Source organism: Candidatus Hartigia pinicola (genome assembly GCA_020541205.1).
GTDB lineage: Bacteria > Pseudomonadota > Gammaproteobacteria > Enterobacterales > Enterobacteriaceae > Hartigia > Hartigia pinicola.
This window is the reverse complement of record CP048208.1, coordinates 2,021,754-2,034,350: the sequence shown is the minus strand read 5'-3', so window position 1 is coordinate 2,034,350 and position 12,597 is coordinate 2,021,754. Positions and strand designations below refer to the sequence as shown.

Below are 12,597 nucleotides of genomic sequence, written 5' to 3'. Positions count from 1 at the left end.
GTGTTTTTTATTCTTTTTTGTTATATAGAATTTTATTCTTTTACTAATCTAATATTTTTTAAATATTTTTTGGTTTTATCATTTACTGTAAGATTTTACTTACAAATAAAGGGTAAATAATTTTTTCATGATTATACTAAATTAAGAGTAAGTTTATTACTTTTTCATTATTAGTTATTATAAGACCTATGTATATAAAAACTTGAGTTAAGTTATGAGTAATAAAATTGCATTATATTGTCGCTCAGGTTTTGAAAAAGAGTGCGCGGAAGAAATCACTGATAAAGCAAGAAAAAAAGAAATTTTTGGATTTGCACAAGTCAAAAAAAATAGCGGTTATGTTATTTTTGAATGTTATAAAATGAAAGATGTGAATAAACTTATACATCAACTATCTTTTCGTGAGTTAATTTTTTCTCGTCAAATAATTATCATTGGTGAATTATTAAAAGATTTTTCAGAAAAAGATCGTATTACTCCTATTATTGATTCGCTTAGCAATCAAATTAAAGAAGCTGGGGATCTGCGAGTGGAAGTTGCAGATACTAACGAAAGCAAAAAATTACTAAGGTTTTGTCGTAAGCTAACAGTACCTTTACGTCACGCATTAAAAGAAAAAAAAATATTATTGACAAAAGAGTGTTTACAACCTATTGTTATTCATGTATTTTTTATTACTATCAGCACTTGTTATACTGGATATTCATATAGTATTAATAATTCACCTTTTTATATGGGGATTCCACGTCTTAAATTCCCATCAGATGCGCCAAGTCGATCAACATTAAAATTAGAAGAAGCATTTCATATATTTATTCCTTATAATGAATGGGAACAACGACTTCAAAGTGGCATGAATGCAGTTGATTTAGGAGCTTGTCCTGGTGGTTGGACATATCAATTAGTAAAACGTAACATGATAGTACATGCTGTTGATAACGGTGAAATTGCAAAGAGTTTAATAGATACTGGTCAAGTGAGACATCATCGTATTGATGCTTTTAAATTTCAACCAAAGTTTAATAATATTACATGGTTAATGTGTGATGTTGTTGAAAAACCAGCTAAAGTAGCTGCTTTAATAACAAAGTGGTTATTAAATGGGTGGTGCCAGTCAGCTATTTTTAACTTAAAACTACCAATGAAGAAACGTTATGAGAATTTATCGCATATCCTGTATAAGATGCAGAATCAGTTGAAGCAGAAAAAGGTTAATGTGCATATGCAAACAAAACAATTATATCATGACCGCGAAGAAGTCACTGTATATGTTCAACGTATTTATAATCGCGTGCTTTGATAAAGTTTCTCAAAAAAATTCTTTTTAACTATAATAAAATTATCAAGTATTGAGTGCGATTATAATATTTTATTTACTTGAAATAATCATCATATCTAATACATATATTTATATGTAGAGAATATTCTATTTAATAGAAATAAAGAAAGTTAATAATATTAATTATAGTTAGTAAGCGCTTTATTTCATTTTTTAATAAAAGAATTTTCTTTTATAAAGCTAGGTAATTCATTAAATTAACTATTTTCAGTATATAGTCAAATTTTATATATTTTTCAAAAAATAGAAATTAGTTTATTTTTTTTTGATGTGTGTCTTCGTCTCAATCATTGAAATTATTTGTATTTCTAATAAGATCTAAGATATTAATTTTTTATTTTTTATGTAATATATAATTAGTAATTGTATTTTTTATTATTATCGATTAACATCATTTAAATATATTACAATAATATTATTTTGATATAATATCTTCATTATATTAATTGTTTCTAACACTCAATAGTTAATGTAAAATTATTTTTAAAATTTAATTCGTTTATGTTAAGTTATATTTTGAACTAATACTATTTTTATTTTTAACATGAAATAATATTTCATGTTAAAAAGTGAGAAAATTATAATAGATTTCATTATCTTTAATGATTTAATCTAATACTATTATAGGTTTATCAAAAAAAAGATAAAATAATAAATCATAACTTAACTTTTAAAATAAATAATTTAAGAAAAATAAACCAAAAATAAACCATATATTATAATACAATCTCTAAAAATTTAAAAAGATTTTGAAATATATTATATCATAATATGATTATATGATATATATTTTACTTTAAGTGAAAGCTCAAGAGTTTAAGGTATTTTTATATATTATATTTTTTATTGTTAAATTCTTACGTTTACAGTAATAATTTAAATAAAAAGAATAATATTTCAAACATATTAGTATAATAAAAAGTAAAAATAAGTATCACCATTACTGCAGTTAATTGTTATTTATTAGTAATATTTTATATTTATACAGATAAAATCATTGAAATTTCTAACAAAAAAGGTAAAAGTAATTAAGTAAATTTTATTTTGGAATATATTTTAAACGGTGAATGGAATATTTACCTATCATCTTTATATTTACCAGTCACGCAATTAAAAATGTTAGGTAATGCAGAATGGAAAGTTATTACACCCAAATAAACACTCTCAAAAAAAACGGTGATTACTTATAAAATTTATTAGTTATTTAGGAGGTGATATGGCATTGACAAAAACACTGAAATACAACAAAAAAATCTTGATTATTATTAAAAAATAAAAAACTTTATCTAGTACCTGATGCATTAATGAATATCAAAAAAATAACTTGAGGAGATATTCATTATTTTTCTTAATATAAACAATTATAATTTATTTTAACAGTAATGTTTATTATATCGAGCATTTGACAATAGCATTTTTAAATATAATATTGTGACTTATTGTAAGTTAAAGAATTATTTTTTTAAATTTATAGAATAATATAAACATATCAGTGACCAACTTGTAAAGTTGGATCATTCTTATTTTAAAAATCAAAGCGAAAATCAAAAAAAATGATTTAATAATATGTAGTTTTAAACTATATCACGAGATTTAATTGAAATACAACTTACTACATATTTTTTTCACTGAAAAAAGACTACGTTTCTTATTGTATAAAATAGCTAAGATAAAATTTGTTTTTTATTTTTAAATAAGATGTTATTATTTTAATAAAGATAACCTTAAAAAATAATAAATTTTTTCAAAAAGTTTATTTTAATAATGTCTAAAATAATCAAGAATATAAATACATATTGTCAAAGTCGAAGAACAAAATACATTGCTTCTCTGAGTATAAATATGAGCATGCCTTCAGAATATATATCAATAATTTATTAGGTAATTTATAAGAAAAATATTATTGATCATATCAAGAATGCATTGTCTTTTTTTTGTAAAAAATGTTATTTGAATATAATTCAATATCTTTATAAGTATGTTTTTTTGTTTATATAAATATTAAACACCTGTCAGTTAAAAACCATGATCTATATAAATTTATATAGTGAAATAACGTGCATTAGTTGCTTCAAACTAATTATATTTATATATAAATACTGGAAATGTTTTCAGTGTGTAAATGTTTAAATCATTTAAGCGTAAAATAATCCTAATGTACTGAAAAGGTAATGTAATATACACAAAGATATAATAAAAAATCTATAAATAATATTACGTATTTATTGTCGAGCTAAACGACCAATTTCTGGTATAAATTTTGTGTTACTGCGCCATGGATTAATATCTAGACCACCTCGTCGAGTATATCGAGCATAAATGCTTAATTGTTCTGATTGACATAATTTTTTTATATCATTAAAAATTCGCTCAACACACTGTTCATGAAATTCATTATGCTGGCGAAAAGACACTAAATAACGTAGTAATGCTTCGCGATTAATTTGAGGTCCACGATAATTAATTTGTACCGAACCCCAATCAGGTTGATTTGTTATCAGACAATTTGATTTTAATAAATGACTCACTAATGTTTCTTCAACAATTATAGATTGTGTACAATTCATTAGGTAATTTCGTCGAAATTTATAGTTATTAATTTCAATATTTTGCTCATCAATACAAATTCCTTGAAAATTATGAATACTCTGTCTTGCAAATTCATTTAATGTATATAGTGTAACGGTAACTTTTCCATTAGCACAATGACTGAGATTTTTTTGTAAAATACTTCGGACGTTTTCCCAATTTTTATGCTGAGTTTGATTAAAACTATTAAGATATAGTTTAAAACTTTTAGATTCAATTAAATTTTTACTATGAGCATCGACAGTGACCAAACCAATAGCGACTTGAGGAATACCTTTTTGATTAAGCCAAGAAACTTCATACATAGTCCAAATATCTGCACCATAGAAAAAAAAATTATCATTACATATTTCTAAAGATTTTCTATTTAGACTACGAGGCACGGCTTGAAGTAAATGAGGATTATATTGGTCAGAATATGTTGTTTTTTTTCCAAGAATCAACTTGTTTAGCGTTGAATTATTTTTGAACTTTGACATGTTAATCACTTATAGTGAATCTACTAATATACAAGATAGAATAAGATCTTTTATTTATCTCTGAATTTTTCTATAATGTTACTTATCAAGTAATTCTATAAAATTCCTAATAAATATTAGGTTATAAAATATTATAACTATTATACCTTATTAAGAATTATAAATATTTTTATAATATCATATAATTTAATGGGTAAAATGCATTTATGTCATTAATTTTGTCTATTATTGATAATATATTTATTATTGTCTAGTTTTTAAGAATAGAAAGCTTAATTTATTAAACTTTAAGATATTGAAGTTCAACGATAAAACTTTGAAAGGTTTTTTAACATTATTTAATTGTTCAAAATTTTTTAAAACTTTTTTAATAAAAAGCGATATATTCTAGATTATTAAAATAAATTCAAATATTTAAATACCTTCAATATTTGAATTTATTTAATACATATATCAGATAATCTGATTTTTATTCAATGGATTCATATTTGAATGATATAGTTTAAAACATGTATATTAATTAAGTTTTGGTATTTTATATACTAAATTACTGATTTTAGTGAATTATATGCACTATTAGTAAATATTTAATTTATATTAATATAATCTTTGAAATCTTTTTACTTATTGAAATTTTTTGTATAAAAACCGTTATTATAGTGTCTGTTATTGTCAATAACATTACCTATTATTCTTAAAATTTATTAGATAGTCTTTTATATGCTTTTTTAGATATATTATTTATTAACACTAGAGACTTTATATTTTATCAGATATTTAAGTATACTATAATGTATAGTCTTAAAATTTTAATATTAATCAATTATAAAATTAATACTTATATTTTTAACTATAACTCATAATAAAAAATATCACTAACAAAATTTCTTTAAAACCTTCTTTCATATAATGTATTGTAATTTTATTTTTTAATTTAAATAGTTATCCATTATTGTTTTTTTAATAATTATTAGAATAATAATAAAATTATTAACTCAATATTATAATACTTGTATTATAATATTTATTATGTATGAAATGTTAATTATATTTGAATTTTAATGTTAAAAAATATAATTTATTAAATATATGTTAATTTATTTTACTATTTTAATAAATTTTATTATTTAATATATTTTTTTGTATATTAATTTATTAAATATAATATAAAATAATATACTATTTAAAAGCATTATTATTAATAAATAATATAAATTAATATAATTATAAAAATAAATCAATAAGATTATTAACATATGATTATGTATTATCATATCATTTAATTTAATAATTTAAATACAAATACCAGCAAAAACATTTTATTAATACGATATAATAATTACAAAAATAGTCATCATAAAAATTATTAGTAATCTTTCATGAATTTTTAAATTTCAATTGAGAAAAATGAATGATATAATTTATAAAAATTAATTTAGATTTATTAGATTCATTGAACTTAATAATTTTAATAAGTTTTATATACTAACTATAGTAAACTTACTAAATTATTGAGTATATATAATTTAAATGTACATATTGTTATTATCTATTAAGATCATTATTAAAAATAAAAGACTAAATAATTTGTTAAATCATAAAAGTCATTTAATCTAACATTGAATAATAATTTTCTTTAATATATTACAATTTATATGAAATCATTTATAATGAATTATTTTTATGACAATAATATTGAATATTATATTATTATAATTCTTTTATATTTATAATACATTATTAATTATTGTTAATAATAAATTACTTACTAGATGGAATAATTTTGAGGTGTGATGATGTTAATTAAATAACTCTAAAAGACATTTTTTTAAAAATACTAAAATTTAGTTAACGGTGACCATTGTATTATATAATAAAATTATGTTACAGTTTATTTCTCATTGGTATCAATAAGAAATAATAATTTTAAATTCATCTAGTGAGATGTTTTAATTTTATTAAATTTTCTTATTTCAGTAGTTAAATTATCATACTCATTCTTTTTTATGTATATATATTCAATTATTTATATATTTTAATAAGAAAATAAATAAAAACTAATTAAAAATATTATATGTATCAACTCAATCTTGTTAATTACCTTATGTATGATTTTATAAAAATAATAAAATATATTAATTTTTTGTAATAACTATTTTAATAAAATTAAAATTGTTTTAAATATTATTCAATTTATTAAATTATTCTACAATAAAAAAATAATTTTTATATCATCAGTGTATTCAAATTACGTTATTTATATAAAATTTTAGTTATATGAATCATTATATTTTTTAATAATTAAGTTAAAATTATTTTATCATGTAAATATCTATAATTTTAATCAAAAAAAAGATGATTATAGATTTTTGTGATATTTAATATTTCAATATATACTAAGAATAGTTTATTACACTAAATACTATCACTCAAATAAAAGATATAATAATTTTTACAAGAATATTAATTTTAGTAAAAAATAATTTTATCTTATTATATTTTTGATATTTTTCTGAAAAATATGAAAGTCTAAAAATTATATTTAATAAATATTAATAAAAAGAATTGACTTCAACCTGAATTTAATAAAATATAAAGTTTAAATGGATAATTTTAATGAATCTTAATTTAAATATTTTATTTATAATATGTCATTAATGCACTTAAAAAATTAGAAAATTGAATTATTGTTTTAAAAATAATTATTATACTATATTTTATTTGAATAACATTTTATTTCTATAATTTTTATTATATAACACTTGACATAAAATCTTCATATAATATAAACTAATAAATATTATTTTATAAATCTCTGTATTTAAAAAATCTTTTATACTGTTTATTGTGTAGAATATAAATATACTATTATTTTGATTATTAAATAAATAACATGTTAAAATATAATACTTTTGAATTTATTTTTCTGTATTCAATATTTATGGGTAAGATATAATAGGAATTTTATTCTATTTGAATAAAAAATTAATTACTAATAAATTTTTTTAACTAACGAAATTACAGTATTATTTTTAATAATTCGAGAAAACTAACACAAATCAGCTCTATTTATTATACGTACTACAACAGAGATACGTGTGACATTTTTTATTGTTATTGATAAGATGGAAATCTGAGACGGTTTTTAATTTATAATTTAATATTTATCATTAATGAATAATTATGTGAGTTACGCTATCTTAAGATTAATAAATGAAATGCAGTATTATATATAATATATGTTAAAACTTTGATAACACTTAATGAAGTCAGTTGAAGTATATAACATCTTCAGAATATAAAGTTTTAAATTATTTTTTAGAATTTTATATAGTTTTGATTAAAGTAGTTTGAATATAAATTCAGAAATCAAGAGTTAGTATAGTAATAAAATTTTATCAATACTAAAAAAATCTATATTGACAATTACTTGAAACTACCTAGTGGTAGTTATTTTAAATATTTTAAGTCAATTCTTATTTTTATCAAAATTTAAATTAGTAATTAATAAAATTTATGATTTATTGAATATAGATGAGAATATAACTCAATGAAATATTTGTTTATTTACTATAAGTCTAAGATTCACATTCTTAATTCATTCAGAAATTATTGAAATTACATTTTCTATTATAAAATGTAATTTCTTATATTAATTCTGTTAGTTTTTATTATTATTAATAATAATATTTTTACTGAATTTAACATTATATCATGATTTAAATTACATACCTTCTTGTGAAGGTAGCATTGAGCTATTAAAGTAAATATCAATGATATGATTTATCGCGTACGTTTTATATTTGTTCAAATGATGAATTAAAATAATTTTTAAATTAGTTAGTATTTTTTTTATTATACTGTAATTAACTATTTGAAAATTTTTTAAAAATGGAGCTTTAATCAAGGGCATCTTATTTTCTTATTATATAAATTGTATTAATTAATTAAGATATTCTATAAATTTACATTTTGTAATATAATTAAAACATTAAAATACACTCGTATCTTTAAATAGACCTACTTTTAAATCATGAGCAGCGTAAATTACTTTATTATCGACTAATACTTGTCCATCAGCAAGACCCATAATTAACTTACGATTAATTACACGTTTAAAATTTATACGGTAACTTACTTCTTTTGCAGTAGGTAGAATTTGTCCTGTAAATTTTACTTCACCGACACCAAGAGCACGACCCTTGCCTTTTCCGCCAAGCCAGCCAAGGTAAAAACCAACTAACTGCCACATTGCATCTAAACCTAAACAACCTGGCATTACAGGGTCATTGACAAAATGACAATCGAAAAACCATAAATTTGGTTTGATATCTAATTCAGCTTCAACATAACCCTTGTTAAAAGTGCCACCATTTTCAGTCATTTTTATAATACGATCTATCATCAACATATTACCAGAGGGTAAAGGAGGGCCATTTTTTCCAAATAATTTTCCTTTTCCAGAGGCCTCTAAATCATTTTTTGTATAAGATTCGCGTTTATCAATCATGTTTTTAATAACCTTCATTAGGTATGAATCCAGGAATTAGCTTGAACTTATATGCTGAACAACTCCGATGTTATTTTTACTTAAATAACCATTTTAAGAGCCAAGGAATTTTTGGTTTATCTAATGAGTTTGCATGGTTGATACGTTCTTGAATTAAATCTAATAAGTATATTTTATTGTCTTCCACTTGGTGTTCGAAATAAGCTTGTTTTGTTAGTAAGCTAATAGCTTGAGAGACATGCTCTACAGGCCAAATATGGAATTTCTTATTTTTAACTGAGTTAATGACGGCTGCATTAGTACATAAATTACGAGTATTTGCTATCGGAATAATTACACCCTGATACCCGGTTAGCCCTCGTTTTACACAGATATTATAGAATCCTTCAATTTTTTCATTTACACAACCAATTGGCTGAACATAACCAAATTGATCTACTGAACCAGTCACTGCTATTTGTTGATCGATAGGTTGTAATGCGAGCGCACTGATGAATGCACATAATTCAGCTAAAGAAGCACTATCACCATCTACTTCGCAATAAGACTGTTCAAAAACAATAGAGGCTGAAAATGGTTGTGGTTGTTTTAATTTTAATTCGTAATTTAAGTAAGCTTGCATAATCATCATACCTTTAGCATGAATATTTCCACCTAGCTCCACTTTCCGTTCAACATCAATTAACTCACCATCACCTAATTGTACTACGCAAGTAATACGTGATGGCTCTCCAAAAGTCTCTGGGTAACCAGGATATTGTACAACAGATAAACCATTAATTTGACCAATAATTTCACCTGTTGTTTTAATAAAAATTTGTTCTTTCAATATATTATATTCAGTTTGTTCAGAAAGAAAACTATGACGCCATAAGCGGTTTTCAGTAGATTTTTTAAATTCATCAGCTCCTATCCTATTTTGACATTGATAACGAGCAGCATCAATCAGTCTACGTGTTAACCATAAAATATCGAGTGGTAAATTAAATTTATCTTCACAAAAACGAATAGCTTGTATTAAAAAACAAGGCCAGCCATCAGGTGAAATTTCTGGTAATTGATTAACAATAATAATTGATTTGATATAACGCATCCAAAGAGTTAATTGTTTTTCATTGTCAAATAGCATGACTGATTCATATTCACCATAAATAGAATTTTTGAATATAGACGGATTAGTGTATTCAAATTCTCCAAGATCAAGCCTTTCACCAACAATAATTAATTTTAATTCAAGTGGTTGTGGTTGAATTTCAACAGGAAAATATTGATTCTCTGTACATGAAAGCCATTTGAGTTCTTTCTGTGAGATCATATATTCTAATCTTTGCCACATTACAGGTTGAGTAATTAATGTTGATGCAGATAATATAAGTATACCGCCATTAACTTGATGCAGCAATCCTGGAACTAAATGTCTTGATGGTGTAATATAACCAAATAATTGTTCAGGTTCAATCCAATGGCGATAAGCGATATTAATTTGACTTGAAAATCGACCATCGATATTAGGTAGCCATTCAAACAATTGTTTACTTTCTGAAAATTGATAATCACCTTTAATTGGTGATAGTTTAGTAATTAAAGGGATGATAGAATCTGCAAATGCTTTTAAATAATATTCATTCGCATCAGACTTAATAAACATGAAATGAGTCTGCGAATTTTCTTTTATGAAACATTCGATACTGTTATACAGTCTAGACTGTATATCTAATAGTTTGGCAGGAGTTAAGGTGTCTGAAGAGACAAAATTTGCTTTGTAAGCAATTAAGTCAGGGATTAGGCTTTGCCATGTTAATTCTTGACTGATCACTGTAATATTCTACTATTGATGTAACTATAAAAATGCCTGTCAGAAATCGGCATATATTCTGAATCCTGTTTAATATATTATATTTGCAAATTAATTTATTGCCTATTAAATAACATGAATATTTTAGAGTCTAACTGATGATTTTTAATAAGAAGTAATATTATATCAGTGAATATAAAGGAAACAGCATTAAAAATAAGATAACCTACATTATAACTTAGTCAAAAATGTGTTTATAAATTACATCACTAGTAGGTTGTTTGTCATAAATAAAGTGATAAAATATCAGCTGTTATTCTTATAAATAAACATAATGCATTCAGACATACATATATTATTTATTAATTTTTAATAAAAAAATGATTTCTATGAATCGTTCAAAGTTTTTTTAAAAAAAATATATAAAATTAATAAGTTTTTCTGAATTTATTATCATGACAATAGATGTATATCTAGTCAAAATAGATATAATATTTTAAAATATTTAAACATTACTAAAAGACTAAAATACTATATAGTCTTAACTTAATTAGTTATAACATTATATCAATTAATTATTTTAATTAAAAGATATCTTTATAATCATTATAAAGATATAGTTTTATTCAAATGATTTAAATTTTATTTTAAGATTTCTTATATTAATTGGTTTATATTTTTTTAAATTTAATATACTAAAATATTAAGTAAATAAAATATTAAATATACCTAATATTAAAGTATATAGATCAAAATCTTAGGTGGTAATATATCATTTATCACATCTATAATAAAGAGTAATATAAAAATGAAGTTCTAAATTTACTATTGACTGTAAAAAATAACTGAAAATTTAAAGTGAATTTTATTTATATGCAATTTTAATTAGATAATTAAAGAGAAACTAAAGTATTAATGCTAGGCTGAAATATTATTTTGTGTAAATAATTACTTATGAAAAATTTATAGATGTAAATTGTTTATTAGAAATAGTTATTCAATTTTATATTAAAATGAAATGAAATATAATTCTAATATAATCTTCAGTTGAACAAGTAAAAACATCAATATCAAAGTAGAACTAAATTTATTTATTAAAAATAAGAACTTTAAGCAGTTTTAGAAAATGATAAAATTGCAACAAATGCGGTTTATATGTTTTATTTATAATTTTAAAGATTAGATAATCATTTTAAAATAAGGACATTTTTCTAGATACACTATTCCATGATAAAGTATTATCACTTAATGCATACAATCATTGTAAAATATTATAACAAAATAAAGCGCTCAGTATCAAAAGATAATATAGTTTATTTATTATTAAATACTAACAACCCCACTTAATGGGGTTGTTAGTATTTAACTTAGAATTTTCAACATGGCTAATAATTAAGCATTTGGTTGAGTTATAACTTCAGTTGTACCTTGAATTTCGATTTCAACACGTCGGTCTGGAGATAAGCATGTTATTAAAGCAGTACGGTTTTTCACATGATCACATTTATTACCAGTTACTGAATCTTCTTTACCTCGACTTGTAGCGGAGATTGCTTTTTTTGGAATACCTTTAGATATCAAGTATTCAACTACAGATTGAGCGCGTTTTTGTGATAATAGAAGATTATATTTTTGTGAACCAATACGATCTGTAAAACCAACTATGAGTACGCGACCTTGCGTCGGATTAATACTACTTAGTTCGTTATATAATTTATCTAGTGCTTGTTGTCCTTCTGATCTTAAAGAGGACTGGTTAAAGTTGAATGAAATATCTGAATGTAAAGTAAAACGTTTATTTTTAACAGCTTGAGCAGGTTCAACAGCTTGAGCAGGTTCAACAGCTTGAGCAGGTTCAACAGCTTGAGCAGGTTCAACAGCTTGA

5 protein-coding genes are annotated in these 12,597 nt (G+C 22.3%); 1 reads left to right on the top strand and 4 read right to left on the bottom strand.

What is annotated here, in order from left to right:
* Positions 1-214 precede the first annotated feature (214 nt).
* A complete protein-coding gene (gene rlmM, locus GFV14_RS03700; RefSeq protein ID WP_457914312.1) occupies positions 215-1,300 on the top strand; it encodes a 23S rRNA (cytidine(2498)-2'-O)-methyltransferase RlmM in 1,086 nt (361 codons plus the stop codon).
* A 2,261-nt stretch (positions 1,301-3,561) separates the two neighbouring features.
* Here the strand turns inward: rlmM and queF are convergent.
* From queF to GFV14_RS03680, 4 genes are all read right to left on the bottom strand, one after another.
* Positions 3,562-4,407 (bottom strand): NADPH-dependent 7-cyano-7-deazaguanine reductase QueF, encoded by an 846-nt coding sequence (queF, locus tag GFV14_RS03695; protein ID WP_457914311.1) that lies wholly within the window; start codon positions 4,405-4,407, stop codon positions 3,562-3,564.
* Between the two features lie 3,991 nt (positions 4,408-8,398).
* A complete protein-coding gene (gene fabA / locus GFV14_RS03690; protein ID WP_457914310.1) occupies positions 8,399-8,917 on the bottom strand; it encodes a bifunctional 3-hydroxydecanoyl-ACP dehydratase/trans-2-decenoyl-ACP isomerase in 519 nt (172 codons plus the stop codon).
* A gap of 76 nt (positions 8,918-8,993) precedes the next feature.
* On the bottom strand, positions 8,994-10,733 hold the full coding sequence (locus GFV14_RS03685) for an AAA family ATPase (protein WP_457914309.1): 1,740 nt from the start codon (positions 10,731-10,733) through the stop codon (positions 8,994-8,996).
* A gap of 1,371 nt (positions 10,734-12,104) precedes the next feature.
* Positions 12,105-12,597 (bottom strand): OmpA family protein (locus GFV14_RS03680; protein ID WP_457914308.1); only part of this gene is annotated, 493 nt, incomplete at its 5' end.